This window comes from Halobacillus massiliensis, from assembly GCF_900166625.1.
GTDB classification, from domain to species: domain Bacteria; phylum Bacillota; class Bacilli; order Bacillales; family Halobacillaceae; genus Halobacillus_A; species Halobacillus_A massiliensis.
Map to the genome: position 1 here is coordinate 1,170,680 of NZ_LT800499.1, position 25,692 is coordinate 1,196,371.

The following is a 25,692-nucleotide window of genomic DNA, read 5'->3' on the forward strand; positions in this document are numbered from 1 at the left end:
CGAGCTAGCTCACCGGCTCCAAGTACTGGGATTTTGTAACACGAATTTCTTAATACACTGAAATAGGACTGATCGTCATTTGTGTTTACATATCTTTATGGTGGAAAGGGCATTTTCCTTCAATCGGTTTAATGTCATCTCCAATAAAAGACTGTTTCCATTCATTGTGATCCGGATCTCCAAAGTGGCTGATATCCGGGTGCTTCGGCAGTCCATCCCAATTTTCTACTCTTTCGCGGACTTTTTCCCGTGACATAATTCCGCCTTTTTCCGTTCCTTCAAGACCTTGAAAGATCTTACGGGGCTGAAACCCTAAAACCATGCTGTTTCCTAAGTTTCTCGTTTTGCGCTGTTTGTACGCAGGGGCATTTCCGAATGTAAAAATAGGTTCTCCGCCAAAGTGAAAGTCCCAAAGGTAATGATCCGGATCTTCAGGAGCATCCTCCGGCCACGGAAATCTATCTTTTTCATGAAGATACTGAAGAATATCCCAGAATTGAGAACGGTAAAATTCTAAAGGCTTTTCTTCATCTTCAGGTTCTACAAAGATAAACAGCCCATGGCGTTTTGCCTCAGGGTTCTCAAAAAGTTTCAGAAAACTTTCCACGGCTTCTGGCAGGTGGTTCCAATTCTCTCGTTCAATATATGAATATCGTAATTCTCCCCGCAAATATCCGGTTCTCCCGAAGAAACACGGAAAGGTTTTATCTGTTACAATCCTGCTGAATGTGTTGAACTCTTTTTTGAGCCAGTCAGGCACATGCTTTCCATTAATAATCTCTTCTTTTGTCAGCAGGTAAGGACTTTGTTTCGTTAACATAAAGGTTCTCCTCTTTGAAAAAAATTGTATATTTTATCTCTGACTTGTTTTTCCTAAATAGAGGAAGATTAAACTTCCAATCCTTTCTTTAAGAAGGAGTATCTCTAGACTGGGAAGTCTTTTTTATAGTAATCAGAAAAATTAGGAGGAGTGAGCAGTCAAAAGATAACCCGCAAAGAAACTTCGAATTTCTGCGTTTTTTGTTTAAGCTGCTTTAAATGTGAAAAACATTTATTTAAGGTACAAAATAATGAAACTGAAAAACAGATTACTATTGTAAAAGAATAAGATTAACCTTTTGCGGCTGTTGAAGCTGCTCTTGAAAGCGTCGGTGTGTTCATTTTTTTCATATGCAAAGTGTGAACGACGATTCCAATGATGATAAGTCCAATTCCCATTGCAGCCAGTCCTGTTGGGAGAGGGCTGTTTAAAAGAAAAGCTTCTCCGGTAATTACGAAAAGAATCTGTGTGGATTGTGTCGCTTCTACAGCAGCTAATTTGCCCTGATGGTTTCTTACACGATTTGTAGCAATAAAAAACAATGTCGTTGCAATTACACCAGAACAGACGGCAACAATGAATGATTGAGTCACTTGGCCAGTACTGGGAAATCCAGTAGAAACGAAAGCAATTGTGCTGAGAATCAGCCAGAAAGGCAGGCTGGCCAATGTCATCCCTAATACTCGTTGAAAAGTATCAAGCCGGCCATCGCACACTTCCATCATTTTGCGGTTGCCGAATGGATAGGCAAAAGCCGCCCCAATAACAGGCAGGACGCCAATAATCATTTGAAGCCAAGATAATTCGTCTGCTTTTTGTTGTTGAATCAATAGAACACCTAATAAAATGAGAGAAGAGATGAGCAGAGCTTTCGTCTGGATACGATGTCTCTGCTGAACAATTCCCCTTTTTGTTGTAACCGTTTGAGTGAAAAAAGGAGCAAGCAGAAGTCCGGCAACAATTGTAAACTGCCAGGTTCCCGCCACGAGCCAGCCCGGTCCATAAGCAGCCGCATAAGTTAGTGGAGCATAGAAAAGGACAAAGCCGACGAAGCTCCATAACAGCCATGGAAGAGGATTATGTTTAATTTCACTAAACACCTGTTTTAAATTCTTTCGAAGGAGTACAATCAAAAGTAATAAAGGGACCATAAAAAGAAATCTCAAGGAAGAACTCCACATCCAGCTTCCTCCGGCAACTTCCATGGAACGATTTAAAATAAAGGTAACAGCAAAAAACATCGAAGACAAAATTCCGAGTGACAATTCTTTCATGAAAAGACCCCTTTGTATATTATAATTAATCAATAGTATATTATTATTTAACGAATAAAACTACTTTTTTTTAGTGAGGTTCTTCAATATGGATAAAAATAGTACGTGGGAATCACCCGAACTTCTGTCAAAACAGGTAGGATTAACTTTAAGAAGAATTAGAAACGAAAGAGGAATCAGCCTGCAGGAGCTTACTCATTTAACCGGTGTAAGTAAATTGACACTCGGAAAGATTGAAAGAGGAGAAGCCAACCCATCACTGACGATTATTTGGAAAATCGCCAATGGATTAAATGTCCCGATTTCCGCCTTGCTTGCAGAAAAAAGGGAAGTGCAGATTTCGAGAAAGAATCAAGGGAACATAGTTTTAAGTTCAGATGAATCATTAGCTCTTGAGACGATGTTTTCCATGTCCGGTTATGGTTCTATCGAAACCCATCGAGCCTTCTTAAAACCAAACAGTGAATATAAGGCTGAGGCGCACCAGCCCGGTGTGATTGAATATGTAACTGTAATGGAAGGAAGAGCGAACGTCAGGGTGAGGGAGGAAATATATAAACTGGACGAGTTTGATTCCATTCAGTTTAACGCAGACCAGGAGCATGGATATATTAATCCAGATTCAGAACCCGCTGTTCTTCATTTTGTCATGATTTATACCAATTCTTAAAAGGGAAGGCCCTTGGAAAGAAGGGGAGTAAACAATGGAAATAAAGGATCAACTAGTTGTAGTTACTGGTGCAAGTCGTGGTTTGGGAGCGGAAATTGCCAAGTCATTTGGCAGGGAAAAAGCAAACGTAGTTGTAAATTATTATCAGAGTGAGGAAAAGGCATGGGAAATCGCCCGGGAAATAGGAAGCCATGCTCTTGCGGTTCAGGCAGATGTAATGGATAAACAGCAGGTAGAAGACATGTTTATTAAAGCAGAACGCCACTTTAAGCAGCCTGTCACTACTGTGATTAACAATGCACTCGTTGGGTTTAAATTTGATGCGGTTAACAGGAAGAATGCTGAAACAATCACTTGGAAAGAATACCAGTCCCAGCTGGAAGGAAGCGTTAAAGCAGCACTGATTACGATTCAGGCTGGACTTAAAGGGATGCGGGAAATGGAATTTGGAAGAGTGATCAATATTGGGACAAATTTGTTGCAAAATCCTGTAGTTCCTTACCACGATTACACAACGAGCAAGTCAGCTCTGCTTGGCTTTACAAGAAACATGGCAAGTGAATTAGGCCAACACGGCATTACCGTGAATATGGTCTCCGGAGGATTGCTTGAGAAAACAGATGCCAGTGCCTCTACTCCAGATCAAGTGTTTGAAGCCATACGTGAGACAACTCCTTTAAAAAAGGTCACTTCTCCTAAAGAAGCCGCAGATGCTGTCTTATTTTTTGCTTCTCCATGGAGTCGTGCGGTAACAGGGCAGAACTTAGTGGTAGACGGAGGATTGGTAATGGACTGATCAACAAAGACTTCTGCTCCTTCTTATCAACTGAATAAGATATTAAGTTTTATATTGCTAAATCCCTTTAGGAAATAAAGTAGGGATTTTTGCTTTGTCATGAGATTTCAGATAAGAAAACAAGGATACTATATTTTTCTTTGGTGATTTCTGCTGACTAATTTTTAGTCATTAAAAAACTTTGCTTCCTGTATTAAATCTTTGAAAATATGGTTAATAATTCTATTTTTGAGGGTAAATGGTAGCTGAGAGAGAGGAGGGAGGGAAGTGGACTGGACAGTCGTTGTCATCTCTTTTTTAATCATTTTCTTCGGAACATTGGCTTTGATGAAATTCAATAACAAGAAGAATTAGGAGAGTGAATCAATGAAAAGGTGTCTGTTTAAACCGGCTTCGCTGTTGATTGTAGTGTTAGCATTGATAATATCCAGCTTCCACTTCTCGACGATGGTATATGCTCATTCTGATGAGTTTACTGCTAGCATGGAATCTAATGTCAGTCAAAAAGAGTTCAATCAAATCCGTAATGACCTTAAACATACTACTGCCTATAAAAAATATAAGGAAAAATCTAAAATTAACTCCATTTCCCAGCACAATATTGTGATTAACAAAGTAGAAGGCGCAGGCGGCGATTATGCTTATATTGAATTTGTTTTCAACAAGAATCAAGCAGCCAATAGCGATAACCTGGTTTATGCCCAGTTTACTTATGATCTAAAAAACAAACAAGTCATTACAGATCAAGGTTTATTTGCTGAATCGCTTGGTACAGATGGAAGTTTTAATATGAATGTGATGTATGGGCTGGGCGATGATGAAGTGGAGCTTTATAATGTCGATGTTGATAAAGATGGAAATCTCACTGATATTGATGGCCTCTCTATTACACAAGAACAAGTCCAAACAGACGCAAGTGGCAAAATCAAAGATTTACTTGGAAAGCAAGCCAATGGAGATGAACTGAAAAGCTTAGGTTTTTGTGAATATGCGGTTACTGCCCTCTGCGGAGCGGGAGGAAGTGTTGGATGTTATGCACTTGCTGGAGCGCTCGGAATTACTTCAGGGATCGGTGGTGTAGCACTAGCTGCTGTCTGCGGTATGATTGGCAGTCTTGGATGTGCCGCTGCCACGGATGCTATCTGCGGATAGAAAATTATAGGCTTGCCTTCCGGATTAATATTTGGGAGGCTTTTTTTGTTGGGATGGAAAATAAATAATTTATACAAAAATTTCTACAATATTTGCTAGTAGAAAAAAAGAGAGGAAAGCGCGAAACGGCTCACCTCACTTCCAATAATTTATTCAACCTATATATCCTTTTTTCAAGAAACAGAAAAACCTTCTTCTTCTTTCACGCCGCCTTTAGCTGCAAATTCATCAAGCAATGATCGCACTTCATCGGTGGAATGTGTACTCATCAGTTGATTTCTCAATTCACTGGCACCCCGGAATCCGCGCACGTAAATTTTAAAGAAGCGGCGAAGAGGTTTAAAGAGACGCGGCTCCATTTCTTCGGAATACTTATCATGAAGATCGAGCTGCAGGCGCAGGAGATCGAGAAGTTCTTCACTGCTATGCTCTTTTTTCTCTTTTTCGAAAGCAAACGGATTGTGGAAAATTCCTCGTCCGATCATTACGCCATCGATGCCGTATTTCTCTGCGAGTTCGAGTCCTTTTTGACGATCTGGGATATCGCCGTTGATTGTCAGAAGCGTATGGGGAGCGACTTCGTCCCGTAGCTTCTTGATTTCAGGGATCAGCTCCCAATGAGCCTCGAAATCACTCATTTCTTTTTTTGTACGCAGGTGGATGGACAGGTTGACGATGTCCTGTTCCAGAAGGTGCTTCAGCCACGGGCGCCATTCTTCCACCTTCGTATAACCGAGACGGGTCTTCACGCTGACGGGAAGTCCTCCCGCTTTAGCTGCCTCAATGATTTCCGCTGCAACCTCTGGACGACGGATCAGTCCGGATCCTTTGCCATTCCCTGCCACGTTCTGTACAGGACATCCCATATTAATATCCACACCGCGAAAACCCATTTTGGCCACACCGATACTCGTTTCGCGGAAGAATTCAGGTTTGTCCCCCCAAATATGGGCAACAATTGGCTGCTCGTCTTCTGTGAACGTCAGCCGTCCCCGTACGCTGTCTTTTCCTTTAGGATGGCAGTAGCTTTCCGTATTCGTAAATTCTGTGAAAAATACGTCAGGTCTCGCTGCTTCGGTCACGACATGACGAAAAACCACATCCGTTACGGCTTCCATAGGTGCCAGAACAAAAAACGGCCGCGGCAGTTCATGCCAAAAATTATCTTTCTTCATATATATGAACCCTTTCCTTATGGGAACCGTGTTCCCGAAAATTAAATAATGAAATGGCTTTTTTCTTATCTATATCCAGTCAGGCTGGATTTCAACCATTATATACTTTAATGGTATTAGACAAAAAGTGCAAGGGGGCCGGCCGTCTCAATATGGAGAAAAAGTTCTCTATGCTTTCCTCATCTTTTAGTTTGAGAGAGTTTCTCTTTAATAGGGTGAAACCCAAAAGGCAATTCCCTTTAGCAGGATTTGGAGCCTGAAAAAGCGTATAAGTTAAAGGAGAGGATTCTATCATAAAGGGAGATGTCCATGAAAAGCTTTATTGATATTCAACAGGAAGCATTTAACTTAGTGAAAAATAAAAAGTATGGGGAAGTCCTCGATCTTTTGGAAAATGCGAAAAAGGAGTTTCCTTTAAAAATGGATCGAATTGGTCATTGGTGTGCAGGAATACATATTTTACAAGATAATCATGGGAAGGCTTTAGAAGAACTGCGGGACGTTTTAAATCACGGGCTGTGGTGGAACCCGGTTATCCTGCAAAATGATCCTGATCTTAATCCTATAAAAAACTCTAAAGAATTTAGCGCAGTAATAAAAGATTGTACGACAAGCTACCAAAAGGAGAAAAAAGAAGCATCTGCCTATTTAGAAGTGAAAGGCAATCAGGAATCCCCTGTTTCACTTTTGGCCCTACACTGGAAAGGATCGAACAGCAGCGATTTTGCAGATCAATGGGACAAGCATGCTATTCATGCAAAATACCTCACGGCTTATTTGCAATCGTCCCAGTTGTTCAGTTATAACTGTTATTCCTGGGATGATTATAAGACAGCAGAAAAGGACATTCGAAGTAATTTTCAAGAATACCAGAAAAAATACAGTTCAAGAAATCAAACACATATTATAGCGGGAGCGTCACAAGGCGGAAAAACAGCTATAGAATTTATATTGCAGGAGAAGAAGGCAGACTTCAAAGGGTTTATCGCTGTTGTGCCATCCTTTACAAATACAATGGAATTGGAAGAAGCATTAAATAAAACTCCCTCGCCAAAAATTAAAGGGTGTGTAATCACAGGAACTGAGGATCCGTTTTACGAGCAAACCCTTCAGGCAGTTGAGATGTTAAATGATAATGGAATCAACTGCCGAATAATCGTAAAAGAAGGAATGGGTCATACCCTTCCCAATGATTTTTCTAGCATTCTTCAGGAAGCCGTTGAGGAAATTATGTTAGATTAAGCAATTTCTGTCCCCGCGGCCAGTAGTCAAGTGGCAGGTGATGCAGCATTATTCCTTCTTTTTTGAATAGCATTCACTCCCATAACGACAGCAATCAATTCTTCTGTTAACAGGGAATCTGAATTATTTCTTAATTCGAAAGCAGCAGCCTCGAAAAGCCCGTTCACTTTTTTGAAGGTGGCTGCTTCCTTTTTGTACTTGTCATAAATGATGTATTCTCTTGATAAAGCTGGTGATTCAATTTCATACTGCTCGGTGCTGGTCTTATATTTATAGCGTTTAGTAAAGAAGGACAAGGAAGACTTCACCTGACCCAGTTCGTTGCCATCAGAGAGGCTGACCGCCCATTTATTTGAAAAGGATGGGAACTTTCCTTCTATGACGACCTCTCCCTTTTTATTTTCAACATTTACGCTTGAAGTAAAAGCGCTTTTTAAATCGAGAGATCCGATTCTGTTTTCTTCTTTATCGTAAATATCTTTCTTGCCTTTAGAAAAGATGTGATCAGAGAAATAAATGTATTTTTCCATTCGAGGCACCTCCTGTATGAAATACGAATAAAACCTCTCATTTGTTTCAAGACCACCTCATAAAATTTAAAAATGGGAGCACGAGTATTTCCTTAGAAATCAAATCAGGGGGCATTCAATGGAACTAATCATTGGCGCGGGTGTAGCAATTGTGACGGCAGCCATTCCCTATTATTTGTACAAAAGAAAATTTAAGAAGTCTATGGATCTGCAATATTTCTTTTCAAGAAACGGCTGCTCGGTGAAAAAGGAGCTTTTTCAAGTGATTGATCAGACGAAAGAAACTTTGGATATTGCGATGTTTCTCCTTACACAAGAGGAATTCGTCAGCCACATTTGTCAGGCGTCACAAAGGGGCGTTAAAGTTCGTTTGATCTCAGACCGAAGGCAGTCAATCGAGCCCAATGACAAGCAGAAAGCTAACATAAAAAAACTTATTGAATGTGGAGTACCTGTGAAAGTTAACAGCTATGACGGCACGATGCATTTAAAAATAATGATCTCTGATAAGCAGACAGTCACAGCAGGCTCTTACAACTGGACATATTCTGCGGAAGAGAAAAATGATGAAGTGATCCTTATTTTACGAAACAAAAAATTGGCTGAGGAATGGGAACTGATTTTCGAACAGAAGTGGAAAGATCTTAAACACTATTCAAGCTTTAACTACTATGTATGTAAAAAAGGAGCCTGAGTAATAAGGAAGGGAGGTTGTTTATGGTTATAGTTATTGATGATTTGACAGGGAGTGAAGTAGCTTCTCTTCTAAAGGAGCATCTGGAAAGTATGCGTGAGCACTCTCCGCCCGAGAGCAAGCACGCACTGGATCTAGAAGGGCTGCGCAAGCCTGAGCTCACATTTTGGAGTGGGTGGGAAGGAGAAGAGCTGGCCGGATTTATCGCCCTTAAAGAACTCGATGCCACCCACGGTGAAATAAAATCGATGCGCACGGCTTCCACTCACTTGAAAAAAGGAATAGGCAGTCAGCTTCTTCAGCATGTCATTAATGTGGTTAAAGAGCGTGGGTATGAGCGCATCAGTTTAGAAACAGGTTCAATGGCTGCTTTTCAGCCTGCCAGAAAATTGTATGAGAAGTTTGGTTTTGAATACTGCTCTCCCTTTGCAGAATACCAGGAAGATCCCAATAGTATGTTTATGACAAAAAAACTGTATGAATAGAATGTAAAAGGCCCATCACTTTTAAATTACTTTCTATAATGAAACGGGCAGCGGGAAAGTGTGCTGTCATCATCTCTTATAAAATATTGACGCCATTCATAATTATCTTCATCTCCGTACTTCTTTAATTCAGGATGTGGCTCAATGCTGTCGTAGGTGACCAGACGCTGTCTGATTTTATTTTTAATTTTACCGGCATGCTTTTCGTTTAAATAAAATTCCTTCAGCACCCATCTTGGAGTAATGGCAAGCATGAAGTATGGAAAGTAGCGGCTGTCTCGCTTCGTATGACTTGGAGTACCACAATACATAAAATACGGCTCCCCGTGGAAGCAAAATTCCCATCCGTTGTTGTGAGGGTCTTTAGGGAGGCGGGCAGGCCAATCCATTTCATCATGATTCGTCAAACGGCTCAACTGTCTCCAGAACTCCGCTTCAAAGTCTTCCACCGTGTAGGTGGATGTTATAGAAACAGGAGTGTTGTAAAAAATAATGAGTGTGGCATATTTCCCGTAAGACTTTGCATTCTGTGTAAATACTTTTAAAAGCCTGGCAGTATCTTTAGATGTTTCTTTCTTGAGGAAGTCATCTACAAATCCATACCTTAAATGGTTTAATGCATAAGCCTGAGTGGCGGGAATACAAGGGAATTTATGTTGTTTATCAGTCATCTTACGACTGAATCTCTCTAAGGCCTCTGCTTTCCATCCGCTCAGCTGTTGAATATCTTTTTGTAATAAACTATAGAGTTCCATGCTATCCCTCCTGGCCGATACTATAGGATAGTTGAATCAACCAATTAGGTGAATGACTGATGAAAAATAGGCGGGATTTAAAGAGCTGAAAGAGCAAAAGAGGTTTTTCAGCAGCTGAGTGAAGAAGGTACCGTTGAAATGGAACTGCAGGAAAACGTTCTCGAGCTTATGGACAGGTCACAGATAAGTTTGGCGTCCAATGGCAGATTAATACTACTTCTTAAGCTTTAACTTCCTCCCTAAATAGTTTGTCTTCTAACAGCACTTGGCATTTCAATACAAAATCATATAGAATAGCATGAGGTCTTAATATTAGCTGTTACAAGGAAAAATGTTTTAGGAGGACAATTATGGAAGACTTACTTCAATTAAAAGATAAAAACATTGTGATTATGGGTGTTGCTAATCAGCGGAGCATAGCTTGGGGAGTAGCGAAGTCTCTGTATAAAGCAGGGGCTAACCTAATCTTTACTTATCGTAAGGAAAGATCTTACGGAAAGCTGGAAAAGCTTCTAAGAGAAAATGAAATCGAAGCAAAACTTGTTTTACAGTGTGATGTAAATAGTGATGAAAGCATTAAGGATGCTTTTGAAAAAATTAAAACCGAAGTAAATAGTATTTACGGAGTTGTACATTCGATTGCTTTTGCTCATCAGGAAGACTTAAAAGGCGGTTTTGTGAACACTTCCAGAGACGGTTTTGCTTTTGCACAGGATACGAGTGCTTATTCTTTAATCGCCGTAGCAAAAGCAGCAAAGCCGTTTATGGAAGATGGCAGTTCTATTATTGCAATGTCTTATCTCGGAGCAGAGCGTGTAGTTTCCGGCTATGACGTGATGGGTGTAGCAAAAGCTTCCCTTGAAGCTTCTGTTAAGTATCTGGCTTCTGACCTGGGTGCAGACAATATCCGAGTTAACGCGATTTCTGCCGGGGCTATCCGCACACTTGCCGCTAAAGGGGTTCCATCCTTTAATAAGGTCCTTCACCAGATAGAAGAAAATGCTCCTCTAAAGCGTAATGTAACACAGGAAGAAGTCGGCGACATGACGTTAGCGATGATGAGTCATTTATCCAGAGGCGTAACTGGGGAAATTGTATACGTAGATGCCGGATATAATATTATGGGACTATAGAAGAAAACAGCCGGCCTGAAAATGGCCGGCTTTGTTTTTATTGCTCACTATTTCCGTTTGATTTATTGATCTTCTTAAGCGTTGTGTTGATGTTATGTAAGCTTATTAATATGAATCCAAGCATAATAAACGTAACAATCTCCCCAGTGAAAATAGCAATGATTCCGAGTATCAAAAAGTATAAAGTAGACTGCCAGCTATCAAACTTCAAATGATCTCCCCTTTTTCTTTTTTTTACTATAACAAATGTTGGAAAAAATAAACAAGCTATTCTACTGTTCAATCATCTATTCCGTTGGAAAGGAAAAAGAATATAACGCTTAAAAGAATCATTAAAATCACTGGTCTCTCCACTAAAGTTTTTACTTCTTCATGATGAGTAGATTCGCTCATTTAAACAGAGGTTAACCAGTTCAGGAATTCATTTTTGAGCTTTTCATATATTTTTTCCAGTGAATTTTCAGTTACATCGCTTTACAAAAGGTGAACTTTGTCAAATTCTAATTATTTATAGCTTTTTTTGAAAAATTATGTAAAATAGTAATCGTGTATTATAATGAACAATAAACAGGAGTGGTTGACTATTTATTTAATAGTGAAGGAAATGAATGGTAGTATTGTAACATTAAAGGATACTTTAAAAAACAAAGAGAAGGTCCTTTATGATGCTCAGTCCGCAGAGCTTTTGGCGAAAATGTTAAACCTAAGCACAGAAAATAAACCTTCTTGGAAAGTTAAACGCCACTATGACTCCTTTGTACAACTTCTATAAGCTTTGAAAAAAGAATCCGTGCCGCTCACGGATTCTTTTTTAGCTGTGAATATGACCAACCAAACAGCTTTTCGGCCGAAAAAAGCCGACTGGAATTTGAATAAGAACCGTTTCTTTTGTCCTTTTGAGATCATAGATTTGGTCACATATATTTACATCGAAACCTAATAAAGGATGGCCATTCATTCCAAGTGAGCTGGCCGCTAGCAATAAGTGCTGAAGGAGAGCCCCTGCCTCCATATGCTGGATACGGTAGCCCCTGCAGCCGAGCTCTCCGGTATAAAAGTTCCGGTCTCCGGCAATATGAAGGCAGAGCGGAACTTGATAAAGGTTAAGGTTATGAAGACTCATGGCAGACTGAAGGGTATAACGGAAATCCCCTTCTTTTAGTTTTATTAATGAATGGCTGCGAGGATCATAACGGTAGGCTCCGTCAGAAATACCTTCCACATTATAAAAACAGCCGTAAATAAAGAGGGGGGACCTCTCCTCTTTTCTAATATCAAAATCGCCGTGGGAACTGAAAGAGTCGTAGGTTTCTTTAAACAAGGATGAGAGCTTGTTAACGTTTAAACCAGTCGATAAGAAATCCATTTCTGGTGAGTAGCGATTCCGACAGATAATGGATAAGTCTTTCATTTTTTTGTCCACTTGAGGAAGCATGGTTTTAGTGCTCGCTTCGTCATTATGACTTTCCTTATAGTTTAAATAACGAAAGACATTCGTAGATTCCTGCATGGAAGCTTGATTCATATTTTGAAGATCAGGACAATCAATGACTTTTCTTGATTTTTGGTAGTAAGTTGTTTTAATTGAGGGAATTTTGTTTAGTAACTCTGCAGTGGAAGTCATTTTTTCTTTGATTGCAGCAGGTTTATTTACAAATAAAGGAACGACGGCATAAATGGATTCCTCCTTGTCGTTAAGACCGAGAAGGTGATTGAGGGCTTGATCAAGAAATTGAAAATGTACTTTAGGTGAGAAGTGGAAATGAGAGCTGAGTTTTTGCAGCTGACCAATAATCACGCCTGCATCTAATCCTTGCAGACGATATGAAAAATTGTTGTATTTAAAAAAGTTCTTCCAAAACATTGTGGAAATGATGGCAACGGCCGGACAGTCTGAAAGATCAGAGTGACTGGCCAAAGCCTTGTTTAAATAGGAATCATAATCGCCCTCACGCAGTAAGAGAAGCTGATGATGTGCGGCATCGTAATGATAAATTCCGTGCGGAAGTTCTTCTGTTTTTAAATAAAGATATAGTTCATTAGGATAAAGGCCTCCTCCAGATGGAGCAAATCGGCGGAAGGATTGCATCGTTTCTACCGAATCTCCATCTTTCGGAAGAGAAGTCTGACTGAGCTGTGTCCATCCAAAAACATACCAGAGAAAGCAGCTTAAAGTATCTAAATCAAGCAGGGAAGATCCTTCCTGTTCTTTTAACGAAAGTGTTATTTCATGGGAAAGAGGATACTTTGGCAAACCGCGATAAATTTTAAAGGGAAGAGGGGCATCGTCCCAGTCGACGTTCCAGTCGGGCGGTACCACTTGGCTGCTTTGAAAGTGTAAATTATAGAGAAACGGGTCAAGCTCCATAATGATTTCCCTCCTTACTGTCTTTAAGGAAATGGATGTGGAAACGGGTTGAGTTCGTCAATCTTCAGGTCGCGTTTTGTATACCCGAGCCTTTTCGGCACAGTCAGTACTCTGTTCAATCCTGTCACACGAGTAAGATGATGCCCAAATGTCATCGGCAGCATGCCGGGAATAAGAACCTTAACACAATGTAATCCGTTGCGGCTGATTTCAGGTGTGGTCTGGTCGATCACGATAACATCCAAACTTAATTCACGTAAAACTTGTAAAATGTTTCGTAAGTCTTCAGTTAAATCAGGATTGCTGGCTGAAGAAGGAAAGCCCTCATCAAAACTCTGCATTGGACGATTCTGACGCAAAAGAAAGTGAAGACGTTCCTCCGCTTCCTGAAGACCATACAACATACCGTGATCATCCATTTTTTTCACAAGGGAAGAATGATCTAGCATTTTTAAGTAATCGCTGCGGTTTTTTTCAAATTCTTTGTTTAATGGCCTGATCATCCCAACACTTTCAAAAATGGCGCTTTTCACAGCTCTTACGGGGTCAAGGTGAGCGCCGGCTGCGCAAATCAGGTGAAGGCCTTCTGACTGTGGATCTCGCTTCTTCGTAATGGTCACGACTGAAGGTATACCATGTTCCATTGTTGCATTGTATAAAAATAAATCGTATCCCGCCTCTTCCCGCATACGATCAATCATTAAGTGGAGTTCTTCATCATGGGAAGAATAAGGGTCAATTGGGGGCAGGCTGAGTCTTGCATACCAAGTCATGAGAAAAGAATCTCGTTCTAAAACTTCCATAATTCCATGGAAAATGGCTTCTTCCAGGCTGCCGCCTAAAGCGCAGCCATTAGAGGTTTCAAACATAATTCCGTCCCCGCAGCCCATGCTGTAGTAAGCGAGCCGTTCAGGAACGAGGATGGGTTCTTCTTTTTGCAGCGAATATCCCCAAACCCAGTTCATTTTTTTATCGGGATCAAAAGCAGTAAATGGAAAGTCCGGTTTTGCATACTGTTCTTTCGAATGGACGCCCACATCTAAAGGGTGAAGTGCGCAGTCCAGGTTTCGATAACAATCGTAAACGACTGTCTTTTTTCCTTTAGGATCAATGCCGCAGGATCGTTCTAATCCTTCTAACATCGCCGTCATCTCACTGCTTGCATAACAATTAGTTCTTCCCGCTGTTCCTTCATTCCCATTAAATAACGGCAGATTAACGATGACGTCAGCGAATGATGTCTGCAGGTCGCTCATCCTGCTGTTGAACATTCCTGTGTTTGGGTCCAGATAATCTTTTGATAGAGCAGAACGTAAGTCTGTCATTGACCGGCACCTGTAACTGTTTTTACTGACTTTCAAACTTGGCTGAAGAGAAATAACGGCGGCCTCCGCTGAATCTTCAGGGAGATGGCTGCACACAGAACACGTCGCCTCCGGTAAAATATAATGCCGGGAACACGCTAACGTTTTCATGCTGACTTTATAAATATGATCCTCTAATAGTGAGGATTCCCCTTTCCATACCTTCTGTACTTCATTAAGAATCAGCTGCACCATCTGCATAAGAAGACTTTCTGAGAGCCACTCATCATTAATATTTTCCTCATTTTGTTTTAACGACTGCTGAATCCTCCATAAATCTGATCGATCGTCTGCTGCTAATATTTTACGACTATCTGCACATTGGGAGCATCCTTCCCGGTCTGGCTGAACCCATGGGCCGACAATCCCTTCTCCAAAGGATAAAAAAACGCGCATCCAATCAATCTTAAATTCACGGGAAACTCTTTCAGCATGTTGATGGTTCTTTGGGTTCCAGAAGTCATCTAATACGAGAAAAAATTTTGTTCCAGCAGGCAGAGGCACCTCCAGCTCCGGCAGTCTTTGCAGCTCATATTGAGGAGACAGTGCTTCTGCCACAGCATCTGCCAGTCTGCCTTTTCCTATAATGGTTAGAATTGAGCTCACGTTGTCTCCTCCTCTTTAATATCCACCCCGCAAATGCTGACAACTCCATCTTCTTCAAATGGTTCAAGAGATATTTTAAAGAATGTAGCCGTCTGGCTGTTTTGATGTAAAATTCTTAAAGCAGTTTGCAGAGATTCTGACAAATCATTTGTTTCATAGGCGGGAATATCAATAGTCTCAACTTCTTTATCCTGAAAGACAAACTCTAAAGGACTTTCGTGATCAGGTGATGTGCTGTTTTGTGCCTGTTTGAGAAGTGTAAGCAGTGCTTCTCTCAAAGCGAGTGTTAGGGTGAAACCGACCTTCCCATACCATTGACTGTTTAAGTCTTTCATCCAAACGACAGGAAACCCAGAGTTGTATCCTAAGCTGATCTCAGGCAGAATTTTCATTGTTTCTAAGGCCTGTAAATAATAGCGGCAGACATGATCTTCTACACGATTGAATTCTATTTTCGTAACATGACCGTTCCACTCCTGAGATTTAAGATGCCACCTGGCTTCTATACTCTTTTGTAAAGCCCGGGCAGCAGCTTCTAAAAATGTCTCTCCTGCTCCAAGCTGGAGTGAAGCAATTTCACCGTCTAATGAATCTGATAGCTTATTTTTCAATGGAAGCACGTATTGCTCTATCCCTCTTAATCCAGCTTCCCTCCTTGCTTCCTCGTGGGTCATTGCTCCGATAACAAGGGGACGGTGCAGTTTATTTGATAGAACATCGATTACTTGAACTTCACATTGAGAAAGCGGCAGTTGAGAAAGCTCTCCTTCTTCCCAATGGTGGAAAATACCTGTCTGGCGGGAAGTAAGCTGGCTGAAATAATAAAAAAACTGACCTTCGTTTTTTATTTCTGATTCTATTGTGTTTAAGTTTTTTACTCTCTTTACTGTTATTTGTCCTGAGACAAGAGGATGGTTCTTAAAAGGGTGCCATTTACCTTCTAACGTTTTCAAGTTCAAAAGATATAGATGATTGTTCGTGTGAGCTTCGGATACTCCGGTGATTTTTTTAAACGCTTCAAAGACAAGGATATTGGCAAGCATAGATCCGGCCGGAGAAGAATAGCTGCTGCTTTGGTGAGGGCTTTTCATAACGTCATTGTGAATGCTCCGCCATGCTGACTCCCAGCAGTTATTGGAATCCGGGCTTACCAACGGTCCTGCAAGTCCCCGCTCCCCAATGCACAGCGCAGAATTAAAAATTTTTTCTTTTTCTTTACACACTTCAAGAATGTTTCGCAGCTCTTTAACATTGCCTTCTTGAGAGACGTAAAAAACAACGTCAAAGTCTTCAATCACTTCATGCCACGATCCTCCATTTTCGATTGGCGAACTACTAATAATTACTTCAGCATCCATTTTTTTTGCGGACGCTTTTAATTCCCTTAACCTGGGGATACAGTCTTCCGCCGTCAGTGCATGTATGCTTGCGGCGCCGGAGGAGATCAGAGCAGAAACCAGACCAATAAGCATGGAACCTTCCCCTATGGCTAACGTTTTTATTTCACGATATTTTTGAAAGCGGAAGGCAGCTGAATCTCCAAAGCTTTCTAAGTACTCGATTTGAGAGGCGAATTTTTCCAGCACAGACTCTGGTAAAGTATGAGGCAGATCTCCGCTGACATCACGCAGAAATCCGTTTGTATATAGGGCATCTGAAATTGCGTATATCCGGTCCTTATAAGGCTGAGGCAGCCCATCCGTGAGACTGGCTAATGAATTCTCTCCAGTAAACATAGGCATAAGTTTTTCCACCCATTGAAATACGGTACTTCCTTCCATCCGGAATGAACCGGAGCTGTTCCTGAAATACACACTTCCACTAGGTTCGGGCATGAAAAAAGTGCCCCTTTTTACCTTTAAGCACATAGAGTGTTTTACATTCGACATGTCCTTCCTCCTTACCGAAGACTTCTTATAACGATTCTATGTTTATCCCTGTGTACCATATGTATGGACATAAAGCAGCCCCCTGAAGATCAAGCATCAGAGGGCTTTCTAAAATTAAGGTTTGAATTAGTAATTAACGACCGCCACAGCGTCCGCCGCAACCGCCGCAACCGCCGCCGCACCTAGCACAACCCGCACAGCCCGCACATCTCGCGCATCCGCCACACCCGGCACAGCGGGCACATCCGCCGCATCCCGCACATCCGCCACAGCCCGCGCAGCCGGCACAGCGAAAACACCCAAAACAGACAAACCCTATGCCTGGAAATAGGCGAGATTGGTCTTCATACACTACGGCTTGCTCACTTGGGACCATGTTATGAGTTTGAAACTCTCCTACCTCTAAATTTTGAATTTCATTTTGGAATTGATTCATTTTTTCAACCTCCATTGTGTTATAAAAAAGACGCTCAGCTTCTTTCACTTTCGTTAAGAAACCCATTCTCCAACAAAATATGAAGGGAGTCTGGGTTTTGTTACTAATGATGAAAACCTAGTTTAAATTGCAATTTGGAAAAATAATGCTCAGCTTATAGAAAAAGCAGCACAGAAAATTTATATTTAAGAGGAAGGGGGGACCGAACAAGTTCTGCGATTTAGAATAATCGATTGAAGATGAAGCAAAGAGGGGTTCAATTTCTCGACTACAGCTTTAAAAAAGGGAGGAATGTTTAAATGTTTTCACTGCGAGTGGATGATGATATTTCATTGAAGCTTTTGGAGAAGAAGGATGCAAAAGAAATCTATTCTTTAGTCGACGAACATCGAACTTATTTAAGGGAGTGGCTGCCCTGGGTAGATAACATGAAGAAGCAAGCAGACTATGAACCTGTGATTGAAATGTGGCTCAAACAGTTTGCCTCTAACGATGGTTTTCAAGCAGGCATTCTTTATAAGGGAAAGCTGACAGGAATGGCAGGTTTCCATGGAATCGACTGGTCCAACAGGAAGACAAGCATCGGATACTGGCTTGCAGACAATTATCAAGGCCGGGGGATTGTGACGAAAACAGTTCAAGGCTTAATCGATTGCGCCATTGTTGAGTATGGCCTTAACCGTGTGGAGATTCAGTGTGGAGTGGAGAACTATAAAAGCCGCAGTATTCCTGAAAGAATCGGCATGACTAGAGAAGGTGTCATAAGAGACGATGAACTTCTTTATGATCATTTCCATGATACGGTTCTGTACAGCGTTCTTGCTAGAGAGTGGGAGCATAAGAAATAACCATTTCCAATGAAGAGGAATGGTTTTTAGTACAATAGACGGATTTATACAATTTAAGGCATTTACTCTGGTTCTTTTCAAATGAAAAGTTATAATCACTGGTATACTAGCTGTGTAGGAAAAAGCGTCCATGGATATAGTTTTATACAGAGTAATAGCTGGAGAGGAAGAAAAAGAACATAGAGAAAATATAAAACTATAAAATTAAGAAAGAGTGCATAATCTATGTTGAGAATTTTTTTAGTAACAATAGATTTCGGGGGTAGAAAATCTTATGAAAAGGTTTTGAGAAATGAAAATATTCATGCGATATATTCAAGTTCAGATTTAAACACACAAGAAATAGCCTCTGTTTTTAAAGGAGAAAATAATACACCTCTTTACTTTGAGGATCGGCTAAAACCTATGCAATTAAAGGGGTTAGAAAAGATAGAAATCGATAAGTTAATGGAAACACATCCTGAAGTTTGTACTTCTTTTATGACGACTCCTCATCTTTTTGAATTCGAGGGTTTAGAGAATTTTTATGATTTATATAAAAGAACTTCTTCTTTGTTGAATGATATTAAAGCCATCCATACTTCAGGTAACATCCTGATAATAGCGAAATATTTGGTGGCCGGTATGCTGTTTAATCAGATAAAGAGAAGGCCGATTGAGGAATTGTGGAAATTTCCTGTTTTTCCCGTGTATGGTATGGTTATTGCTGAAAAAAGAGGAGATTGGTTTGGAATTTCCAGAGAGAATTACTATTAGAGGCGGCTAAAGACAATGAGGAGGCTGACCCGTGAAAGAAGAAGTCATTAAGAAAATTAAAGCACTCGAGGAAAGTCATTTAAAAATAGAAAACCGTAACTCTTCGGAACGTTTGGGAGAGATTTTATCTGATGATTTTTTAGAGTTTGGAAGTTCGGGAGGTATAATCACTAAAGAGGATTGCCTGAAGGAAGGGGTAACTTTGCATGAGCTGGAGATGTTCAACTTTGAACTTCACCCCCTTGGACCTGAAGCCGTTTTAACTACATATCTAGTAAAAAACTATACATTAAACCGAAACACACTGCGAAGTTCTGTTTGGAAGCTTCAGAACAACAAATGGCAGTTGTTTTTTCATCAGGGGACTGTTACAGAGATAGAACATGAAGTAAAAAGCATCTATACAAAATAGATGCTTTTTTAACTCTTAATCAAATAGTAAATATAATATTAGAATCAGCAAAATCAAGCAGCATGCTGAGGACTGGCAGCCGAATTGCCATGGCCACGGACTGTCGCAAGCATTACCATATCCACAGCCGCAAGTATCTCCATACCAGTCCCTGGCATCACCAAAACCTCCGCCGCTATCTCCGAATCCACTGCTTCGCTCTCTGGCGGATTCTTCATGATCACTGCTTCCCAGATAAGCATTTTTCAATAAACCTATCGTTCTCTCCTCCTTTCGATAGAGGAAGAAAATTGTTTTCTTCCTGCCAAGATATGATATTTTATGCTGGAAGAGTAGAGCTTGAATAAACATTTGGTCCACAAATCTATTAAAAAGGCTCTAATTTTAATATTAAGACTTTTAATTGACCCAAAAAAAGAAGCTCCATTTGAAATGGAGCTTCAAATTATATGGCGGGCGAGACATTACTCGTTTAGACTCGTTTTTCAACAAATCTCTTCATTCGTTCCGTGGCTTCATCCAGCTGCTTCAAGGAAGTTGCATAAGAGCAGCGCACGTGTCCTTCCCCGCTTTCGCCGAAGACATTACCAGGTACGACAGCTACTTGTTCTTCCTGGAGCAGTTGTTCGGCAAATTCACCGGAAGTCAGTCCTGTTGCTTTTATGGAAGGAAAGGCATAAAACGCCCCTCCCGGCACGGGACAGTTTAATCCAATTTCATTAAGACTGCTTACGATAAAGTTCCTTCTCTGTTTATAGCTTTCAAACATATCCTGCACGCTTTGTCTTCCATTTTTCATGGCTTCCAGCGCGGCATGCTGAGCCATCGTCGGAGCGCACATCATCGTATACTGGTGAATCTTCACCATTGCGGAGATAATTTCTTCAGGCCCTGCGGCATAGCCTAAACGCCAGCCAGTCATCGCAAAAGCTTTGGAAAATCCACTGATTAAAATGGTACGTTCTTTCATCCGGCTGACGGAAGGAAAGCTTGTATACTTTTCGTCATATGTTAATTCTGCATATATTTCGTCAGATAAAACAAGAAGGTTATGCTTCTCTATAACTTCAGCAAGCTGCTCTAATTCCTGACGGTTTAAAAAAGTGCCTGTTGGGTTATTCGGATTACATAAGATAATAGCTTTAGTTTTTGACGTAACCGCTTGTTCAATCTGCTCCGGTGTCACTTTAAATTCATTTTCTGCCTGAGCTTGAATGGTTACGGGTACACCTCCAGCCAGACTTACGGTTGGTACATATGCGACAAAACCAGGTTCGACTACGATGACCTCATCTCCTGGTTCCACCACGGCTCTAAGCGCAAGGTCAATAGCCTGGCTTGCTCCGACTGTTACAATTACCTGGTCTTCGGCTTCATAGCTCAACTGATAATTTTTATCTAGATATGTACTGATCTCTTTTCTAAGTTCAAGCATCCCGGCATTTTCTGTATAAGAGGTATAGCCTTGCTCTAAGGAGTGAAAGCTTTGTTCAATAAAATTCCATGGAGTGACGAAATCAGGTTCGCCGACTCCAAGAGAGATAACATCTTCCATCTGTGCCGCCAGGTCAAAAAAGCGGCGGATGCCTGATGGCTTTAAACTTGCGACTTGTTTAGAGATAAAAGATGTTTGCTTCATGGGGATACCACAATTCTTTTATCATCGTCGTCATCGTCATGCAGAATAATTCCGTCGTGTTTATACTTTTTCAACACAAAATGTGTGGTTGTAGAGATGACCGAATCAAGGGTAGATAATTTTTCGGAAATGAAGTTTCCAATATCCATCATTGTTTTTCCTTTTACAGAAACGGATAAGTCGTAGGAACCGGACATTAGATACACGGAATTCACTTCCGGAAAACGATAAATACGTTCGGCCACTTTGTCAAAGCCGACACCACGGGCTGGCGTTACCTTTACATCGACCATAGCGGTAACGTCTTCTTTATCTAATACTTTGGCCCAGTCTATCAGAGTCGAGTAGCCGAGAATGGCTTTCTTTTCTTCAAGACCGTCAATCAGTTCCCTGACTTCTTCTATACTAATCCCCATTAATTTGGCGATTTTTTCCACTTCTAGATTGGCATTTTTTTCGATTAGTTTTAACAATTCTACTTCTTTTTCATTCACTGCTAACACCCACTTCTTTATTATGCCTCTCATTCTATCAGTATAAGGGTTAAATTTAAATACTTAACATTGGGACGGAAAAGAGAAGGAGTTTACCGTTAACTCTTTACTTTAGCTTCAGATATGGCAGACTGGATTAACTCGATATGGCTAGTGATTAACTCTTTAATATTGTTATTGTCTGCTTCAGCTTTTTTAAGGTCAGCTTTCAACCTTCTCAGTTCTTTATAAAAAAGCTTCATTTCAAGATGTGTAATCATGTGAAAAATTCTTCCCCCTAAAAGTTCGATTCACCCACATTATTTACGAGAGTATGAGATTTTATTCTATTAAAAAAATAAAAGCCGAAAAGAACAGGGGATCCCTGTTCTTTTCGGCTTATGTCTGACACAGTTTGTCCAGCTCACTACTGCCTGTTCATTTTTTATTTGGTTTTAATATAAAAGCAATTACGCTATCATCACGGGCAAAATCCCAGTCCACAAATACATCTTGAACTTCGGTTTTAAATATCTCAGCAAAGTGAGTATTATTAAGGAGCAGTTCACCCTCCAGCTGCCGCTTAGCTACTCGAAGATTTTCATCAAAACCGAAAGAAATCAACTGCTTTTCAATAGGCACTAAGATACCTTCGCGGATCACAATTATGGCACGGGAACTCACCATATGGGAGTCAACATGTGCGGGAGCTTTTTCCGCCTGTTCACTAACCCATGAAATCTCTTTATGCACATCCTGTTTACCGGGATAATCGTCTGTCTGCTCCGGTTTTTCAGAGCTGACGCCGACAATGCATCCCGTTTGATTGGCAAGGTTCCAATCATAGTAAATCTGCTGTATATCTAAATCTGTAATACCTTTAATCTGTCCGAGAATTTCGGGCTCGAGTGATTTCATTACATATTCCCTGGTTGTTTTTACGGTTAGCTCCTGTTCTTGCTCTAAGAGAACTTGCTCAGTCGCAGAGACAAAACCGCTTAAATATATAAGTACATATGGCGGGCTGATTGTTACATGAATAGCTTGAGGACCTTTACCAAATTTGTCCCGCAGCAGTTTCCCGAAATTGTTAGCCATTTTCGTTTGCTGTTCTCTTACTTCCATAAAATCAAACATCCTTTTTAAAGAAGAAGCATTCAATCTTCCTCTCTATTTTATTTTAATATTTTTAGAATTTTATGTAAATATTTTTATGATTTTAAATTTATTTTCCCGGATAAATTATCAGAGAAACATCTTTTTATACTGTTTTAAGTAGGGTAGAAGAAACTCTTATTAAGCTGGTTCAAGCTGAAATTTTGCCTTAAGTCACAGCTCTTATTAAAATAGTAGCTATAGCAACTATTTTATAGTAAAGGAAGAGACTGCATGAATCTGGGCTTTCAGGATTATATAAGCATAAGAATACATCAGACAGATTTAAAGCTTACCGGCTATATAAAATCTAAGCTAGAACCTTATAATCTCGCACCTGAACAGAATCTAATTATGATGCTGCTGTGGGAAAATGATGGCTTATCTCAAAATAAACTTGCCGATCTTTTAGGGAAGGATAAGACAAATATAGCTCGAATGGCTTCGAACCTTGAAAAAAAAGGCTTTATAAGGCGTAATTATTCGAAGGAAGATCGCAGGAGTCTGCAGCTATATTTAACTGATAGTGGAGTGAAGCTTAAAGATAAAGTAATACCTGTGGCTGAAGCGTTTAATAAGACTGTAACAGAAAAGATTTCCGAAGAAGAAATAATAGAACTTGATCGGATATTAACAAAAATGGTACAAAATCTTGAAAAGGAAGAGATAAATGACAGAAAAAAAGCGTTATAAAAGAGAGATTAAAGATCATTGGTATGTGCAGTATAATGAAATGGGATTCCCAGCAATACAAAAAGGCTGGGTGTTATCTGTAGATCGCTGGCGTGACTTTGATCCTTTTATCTTAATGGCAGAGGACTGGTTTAAAAAAGGAACGTTTCCCGATCACCCGCACCGTGGTTTTCAGACAGTAACCTATGTAGTGGACGGCCGGTTAGAACACATTGATAATGGAGGCGGCCGCGATATTTTGGAGCCTGGGGATGTCCAGTATATGAACGCTGGCTGGGCGGCACGTCATGCAGAAGACGGCGTGGAAGATGATGTAGCTCATACGCTGCAGCTTTGGCTGAATCTTCCAAAGGAGCAGAAGAAGTCAGAAACAATCTATCAAAATATATATAATGAAGAAGCTCCAGTTGTGCCGTTTGAGGGAGGCTCTCTCAAAGTCTTCTCTGGAAAAGTGGCTGGCGTGGAAGGGCCGATGAATTCACTTGTTCCTATTACACTTAGCGAAATAACATTATCTGAAGGTACAGAGTTTACGCTTAATACTCCCAAAAACCATAATGCATTTCTGTACGTCCTTGCCGGTGATATAAAAGCGGGAGAAAACGAAGTCCGCTTAAAAAAGCATGGAGTTGCGACTTTATCGTTTATTGAAGAAGGAGAAGGAGAAAGCGAACTGAAAATCCGGGCTAATAAGAGGCGAACGAAAGTTTTAGTTTATTCCGGGAAACCGATTAAGGAAGAAATTGTTCCGCATGGACCGTTTGTAATGAATTCCATGGAAGAGATCCGACAGGCGTATGACGATTTTCGGAGCGGTAAATTCGGACCTCCGGCCGTTTAATAAAGAAAAGCGGAAGGGTAGTGCCCCCTGAAAGTTAGAGTTTTTATTATGCAGCTGATTGGCTGGTTTGAGTTCGGTATTGTATGGGACTTAAACCAGCCAATTTTGCTTTTATGCGTTCATTATTATAGTAGTTCACATATCCCTCAAGTTTTCTTTTAAGCTCTTCATAAGAAACCAGTTCTTCTCCGTAATACATTTCCTGTTTGAGAATCCCGAAAAAATTCTCCATCGCTGCGTTATCTGCGCAGTTTGCTTTTCTGGACATACTTTGAAAGATTTGATGTTTCTTTAAGGTTTTCACCCACGTGTTATGTTGATAATGCCAGCCTTGATCGGAGTGGATGGTTGTTCGGTATTCGGCTTCCGTTCGACACTGCTTCATTCAACGGCTTTAAAACAAGGTCCAGGGTTGGTCGTTTAGAAATTCCAAAAGAGACAATTTCCCCATTAAATAAGTCCATAATCGGGCTTAAATAAAGCTTCTCATTTCCTGCACATTTGAATTCCGTCACATCTGTGACTAATTTTTGGAGCCGTATTGGCGTGTGGAACCTGCGTTTTAATCGATTATGAGCCACTTTCCCAACTGTACCTTTGTACGATTTATACCGGGATTTTCTAGTGAATTTCTCACACTTCAATCCGAGCTCACCCATGATCCGATGAACTTTTTTATGGTTGATCCTATACCCCTGATTTCTAAGCTCGAAAGCAATGCGGCGATAGCCATATGTCCCGTTGTGCTTATGAAAGAGTTTCGTAATTATTTCTTTCCACTCTTTATTCGGATCTTCCTTCTGTAACTGCTTCTTCTGGTAATGATAAGTGGCTTCAGGAATGTCCACTCTTCGTAAAGCGTCTTTTACTTTGAATCCTTCTTGTTTGAGTTCGAATACCAGCGCTGCTTGTGCTTTTCGAGATAGGCGTCCGGATTCTCCTGAAAAGCTTTTAACTTTTTTAGATAAGAATTCTCTAAACGTAGGAGTTCATTTTCACGTTCCAATTGTTCTTCCCGAGTTGGTGCTTTTTCTGTTTTGGGTAACTTTTTCTTAGGTTTTTTTGACATAGAAGGCCGTCCTTTCGCTTTTTCCCGGAGGCCCTCGCTCCCTTCCTTCTGAAATATGTTGGCCCAGCTCGCAATTAAAGCAGGGTTGTTCAGTTGGAAGGCAATCGCAGTCTCCTGAAGAGAAGCTCCTGTCTGTTTCCTAAAGTTTAATACATCCATCTTGAATTGGACAGGGTGGACTTGTTTGGAATGCTTCCTTTTTAACCCTTCTTCTCCAAATGCTTGATAAGCACGAACCCAACGTAAGATTTGAGCATCACTAGGAATGGAGTACTTTTTAGCTAATAAAACGTATCCTTTATGTCCTTGAAGATATTCCCTTACCACCTTCAATTTAAATTCCTTACTATACTTTGCCATAGAAAACACCCCGGAAGTTAGATTTTTCACTCTAACTTCCGGGGTGCACTACCAAGA

At 40.6% G+C, this 25,692-nt stretch carries 30 protein-coding genes and 1 pseudogene; 13 read left to right on the top strand and 18 right to left on the bottom strand.

The genetic code is table 11. The annotated features are described in order from the left end of the window. Positions 1-85: 85 nt before the first annotated feature. Both B7E06_RS05835 and B7E06_RS05840 read right to left on the bottom strand, forming a co-directional pair. A complete protein-coding gene (locus tag B7E06_RS05835) occupies positions 86-820 on the bottom strand; it encodes a YqcI/YcgG family protein (protein ID WP_082233099.1) in 735 nt (244 codons plus the stop codon). Positions 821-1,110: 290 nt separating this feature from the next. Beyond that, on the bottom strand, positions 1,111-2,094 hold the full coding sequence (locus B7E06_RS05840; RefSeq protein WP_082233100.1) for a DMT family transporter: 984 nt from the start codon (positions 2,092-2,094) through the stop codon (positions 1,111-1,113). Between the two features lie 88 nt (positions 2,095-2,182). Between B7E06_RS05840 and B7E06_RS05845 the strand changes: the two genes are divergently transcribed. The 3 genes from B7E06_RS05845 (at position 2,183) to B7E06_RS22060 (ending at position 4,712) form a co-directional block, all read left to right on the top strand. After that, positions 2,183-2,764 (top strand): helix-turn-helix domain-containing protein, encoded by a 582-nt coding sequence (locus B7E06_RS05845; protein ID WP_082233101.1) that lies wholly within the window; start codon positions 2,183-2,185, stop codon positions 2,762-2,764. A 34-nt stretch (positions 2,765-2,798) separates the two neighbouring features. Continuing rightward, complete coding sequence (locus B7E06_RS05850; RefSeq protein ID WP_082233102.1) at positions 2,799-3,560, top strand: 3-oxoacyl-ACP reductase; 762 nt, start codon at positions 2,799-2,801, stop codon at positions 3,558-3,560. 366 nt (positions 3,561-3,926) lie between these two features. After that, a complete protein-coding gene (locus B7E06_RS22060) occupies positions 3,927-4,712 on the top strand; it encodes a halocin C8 precursor-like protein (protein ID WP_082233103.1) in 786 nt (261 codons plus the stop codon). A gap of 173 nt (positions 4,713-4,885) precedes the next feature. Here the strand turns inward: B7E06_RS22060 and B7E06_RS05860 are convergent, their stop codons facing one another. After that, positions 4,886-5,887, bottom strand: coding sequence for a tRNA dihydrouridine synthase (locus B7E06_RS05860; protein WP_082233104.1), 1,002 nt, complete (start codon positions 5,885-5,887; stop codon positions 4,886-4,888). Positions 5,888-6,196: 309 nt separating this feature from the next. On the opposite strand from B7E06_RS05860, the gene B7E06_RS05865 reads away from it, so the two are divergent. Beyond that, positions 6,197-7,129: an alpha/beta hydrolase gene (locus tag B7E06_RS05865; protein ID WP_082233105.1), complete on the top strand. Its 933-nt coding sequence runs from the start codon at positions 6,197-6,199 to the stop codon at positions 7,127-7,129. 26 nt (positions 7,130-7,155) lie between these two features. Here the strand turns inward: B7E06_RS05865 and B7E06_RS05870 are convergent, their stop codons facing one another. Further along, positions 7,156-7,659, bottom strand: a complete 504-nt coding sequence (locus tag B7E06_RS05870; protein WP_082233106.1) for an LURP-one-related family protein — start codon at positions 7,657-7,659, stop codon at positions 7,156-7,158. 118 nt (positions 7,660-7,777) lie between these two features. Here B7E06_RS05870 and B7E06_RS05875 point away from each other — a divergent pair, with 118 nt between their 5' ends. Both B7E06_RS05875 and B7E06_RS05880 read left to right on the top strand, forming a co-directional pair. Further along, positions 7,778-8,353 (top strand): phospholipase D-like domain-containing protein, encoded by a 576-nt coding sequence (locus B7E06_RS05875; protein WP_082233107.1) that lies wholly within the window; start codon positions 7,778-7,780, stop codon positions 8,351-8,353. 23 nt (positions 8,354-8,376) lie between these two features. Further along, positions 8,377-8,838 (top strand): GNAT family N-acetyltransferase, encoded by a 462-nt coding sequence (locus tag B7E06_RS05880; protein ID WP_082233108.1) that lies wholly within the window; start codon positions 8,377-8,379, stop codon positions 8,836-8,838. 26 nt (positions 8,839-8,864) lie between these two features. Here B7E06_RS05880 and B7E06_RS05885 read toward each other — a convergent pair whose 3' ends face one another. Then, positions 8,865-9,593, bottom strand: coding sequence for a YqcI/YcgG family protein (locus B7E06_RS05885; RefSeq protein WP_082233109.1), 729 nt, complete (start codon positions 9,591-9,593; stop codon positions 8,865-8,867). 105 nt (positions 9,594-9,698) lie between these two features. Here B7E06_RS05885 and B7E06_RS22410 point away from each other — a divergent pair. Both B7E06_RS22410 and fabI read left to right on the top strand, forming a co-directional pair. Continuing rightward, positions 9,699-9,817: pseudogene (locus B7E06_RS22410) on the top strand (VOC family protein); the annotation flags it as partial. Positions 9,818-9,943: 126 nt separating this feature from the next. Beyond that, positions 9,944-10,726 (top strand): enoyl-ACP reductase FabI, encoded by a 783-nt coding sequence (fabI, locus tag B7E06_RS05890; protein WP_082233110.1) that lies wholly within the window; start codon positions 9,944-9,946, stop codon positions 10,724-10,726. 37 nt (positions 10,727-10,763) lie between these two features. On the opposite strand, the gene B7E06_RS21785 is transcribed toward fabI, so the two are convergent. The 5 genes from B7E06_RS21785 to B7E06_RS05915 all read right to left on the bottom strand — a co-directional run bounded on the left by B7E06_RS21785 (position 10,764) and on the right by B7E06_RS05915 (position 17,389). After that, complete coding sequence (locus B7E06_RS21785) at positions 10,764-10,937, bottom strand: hypothetical protein (protein WP_179133983.1); 174 nt, start codon at positions 10,935-10,937, stop codon at positions 10,764-10,766. Positions 10,938-11,537: 600 nt separating this feature from the next. Beyond that, positions 11,538-13,094, bottom strand: a complete 1,557-nt coding sequence (locus B7E06_RS05900; RefSeq protein WP_082233112.1) for a SagB family peptide dehydrogenase — start codon at positions 13,092-13,094, stop codon at positions 11,538-11,540. Between the two features lie 23 nt (positions 13,095-13,117). After that, the gene (locus B7E06_RS05905; RefSeq protein ID WP_082233113.1) at positions 13,118-15,064 is read right to left on the bottom strand and encodes a TOMM precursor leader peptide-binding protein; all 1,947 of its coding nucleotides are present in this window, start codon (positions 15,062-15,064) and stop codon (positions 13,118-13,120) included. Then, positions 15,061-16,953: a putative thiazole-containing bacteriocin maturation protein gene (locus tag B7E06_RS05910; protein WP_082233114.1), complete on the bottom strand. Its 1,893-nt coding sequence runs from the start codon at positions 16,951-16,953 to the stop codon at positions 15,061-15,063. The genes B7E06_RS05905 and B7E06_RS05910 overlap by 4 nt, the downstream gene beginning before the upstream one ends. A 133-nt stretch (positions 16,954-17,086) precedes the next feature. Next, on the bottom strand, positions 17,087-17,389 hold the full coding sequence (locus B7E06_RS05915; RefSeq protein WP_082235928.1) for a hypothetical protein: 303 nt from the start codon (positions 17,387-17,389) through the stop codon (positions 17,087-17,089). A gap of 299 nt (positions 17,390-17,688) precedes the next feature. Between B7E06_RS05915 and B7E06_RS05920 the strand changes: the two genes are divergently transcribed. The 3 genes from B7E06_RS05920 to B7E06_RS05930 all read left to right on the top strand — a co-directional run bounded on the left by B7E06_RS05920 (position 17,689) and on the right by B7E06_RS05930 (position 19,405). Then, complete coding sequence (locus B7E06_RS05920) at positions 17,689-18,237, top strand: GNAT family N-acetyltransferase (protein ID WP_082233115.1); 549 nt, start codon at positions 17,689-17,691, stop codon at positions 18,235-18,237. A 225-nt stretch (positions 18,238-18,462) separates the two neighbouring features. After that, positions 18,463-18,993: a histidine phosphatase family protein gene (locus B7E06_RS05925; RefSeq protein WP_082233116.1), complete on the top strand. Its 531-nt coding sequence runs from the start codon at positions 18,463-18,465 to the stop codon at positions 18,991-18,993. A gap of 31 nt (positions 18,994-19,024) precedes the next feature. Continuing rightward, complete coding sequence (locus tag B7E06_RS05930) at positions 19,025-19,405, top strand: nuclear transport factor 2 family protein (RefSeq protein ID WP_082233117.1); 381 nt, start codon at positions 19,025-19,027, stop codon at positions 19,403-19,405. A 15-nt stretch (positions 19,406-19,420) separates the two neighbouring features. On the opposite strand, the gene B7E06_RS05935 is transcribed toward B7E06_RS05930, so the two are convergent. From B7E06_RS05935 to B7E06_RS05950, 5 genes are all read right to left on the bottom strand, one after another. Beyond that, the gene (locus tag B7E06_RS05935) at positions 19,421-19,654 is read right to left on the bottom strand and encodes a hypothetical protein (protein WP_143414462.1); all 234 of its coding nucleotides are present in this window, start codon (positions 19,652-19,654) and stop codon (positions 19,421-19,423) included. A 223-nt stretch (positions 19,655-19,877) separates the two neighbouring features. Further along, entirely contained in the window at positions 19,878-21,044 is a 1,167-nt protein-coding gene (locus B7E06_RS05940; protein ID WP_082233119.1) for an aminotransferase, read from the bottom strand. Then, entirely contained in the window at positions 21,041-21,538 is a 498-nt protein-coding gene (locus B7E06_RS05945) for an Lrp/AsnC family transcriptional regulator (protein WP_245807686.1), read from the bottom strand. The genes B7E06_RS05940 and B7E06_RS05945 overlap by 4 nt, the downstream gene beginning before the upstream one ends. Positions 21,539-21,636: 98 nt before the next feature. Further along, a complete protein-coding gene (locus B7E06_RS21790) occupies positions 21,637-21,798 on the bottom strand; it encodes a hypothetical protein (protein ID WP_179133984.1) in 162 nt (53 codons plus the stop codon). A gap of 157 nt (positions 21,799-21,955) precedes the next feature. Next, the gene (locus B7E06_RS05950) at positions 21,956-22,642 is read right to left on the bottom strand and encodes a Na-translocating system protein MpsC family protein (RefSeq protein ID WP_082233121.1); all 687 of its coding nucleotides are present in this window, start codon (positions 22,640-22,642) and stop codon (positions 21,956-21,958) included. Between the two features lie 264 nt (positions 22,643-22,906). Here B7E06_RS05950 and B7E06_RS05955 point away from each other — a divergent pair, with 264 nt between their 5' ends. Continuing rightward, positions 22,907-23,365 (top strand): MarR family winged helix-turn-helix transcriptional regulator, encoded by a 459-nt coding sequence (locus B7E06_RS05955; RefSeq protein ID WP_082233122.1) that lies wholly within the window; start codon positions 22,907-22,909, stop codon positions 23,363-23,365. Continuing rightward, entirely contained in the window at positions 23,343-24,206 is an 864-nt protein-coding gene (locus tag B7E06_RS05960) for a pirin family protein (protein ID WP_082233123.1), read from the top strand. The genes B7E06_RS05955 and B7E06_RS05960 overlap by 23 nt, the downstream gene beginning before the upstream one ends. A 46-nt stretch (positions 24,207-24,252) precedes the next feature. On the opposite strand, the gene B7E06_RS05965 is transcribed toward B7E06_RS05960, so the two are convergent. The 3 genes from B7E06_RS05965 to B7E06_RS05975 are packed head-to-tail and all read right to left on the bottom strand — an operon-like array spanning position 24,253 to position 25,635. Beyond that, positions 24,253-24,591: an IS3 family transposase gene (locus B7E06_RS05965; RefSeq protein ID WP_082232457.1), complete on the bottom strand. Its 339-nt coding sequence runs from the start codon at positions 24,589-24,591 to the stop codon at positions 24,253-24,255. Continuing rightward, on the bottom strand, positions 24,518-25,108 hold the full coding sequence (locus tag B7E06_RS05970) for an IS3 family transposase (RefSeq protein ID WP_082232459.1): 591 nt from the start codon (positions 25,106-25,108) through the stop codon (positions 24,518-24,520). Before B7E06_RS05970 ends, B7E06_RS05965 begins: the two co-directional genes overlap by 74 nt. Then, positions 25,072-25,635 carry a helix-turn-helix domain-containing protein gene (locus B7E06_RS05975; protein ID WP_082233124.1) on the bottom strand — a complete coding sequence of 188 codons (564 nt, stop codon included), beginning with the start codon at positions 25,633-25,635 and terminating at the stop codon, positions 25,072-25,074. The genes B7E06_RS05970 and B7E06_RS05975 overlap by 37 nt, the downstream gene beginning before the upstream one ends. Positions 25,636-25,692: the final 57 nt, after the last annotated feature.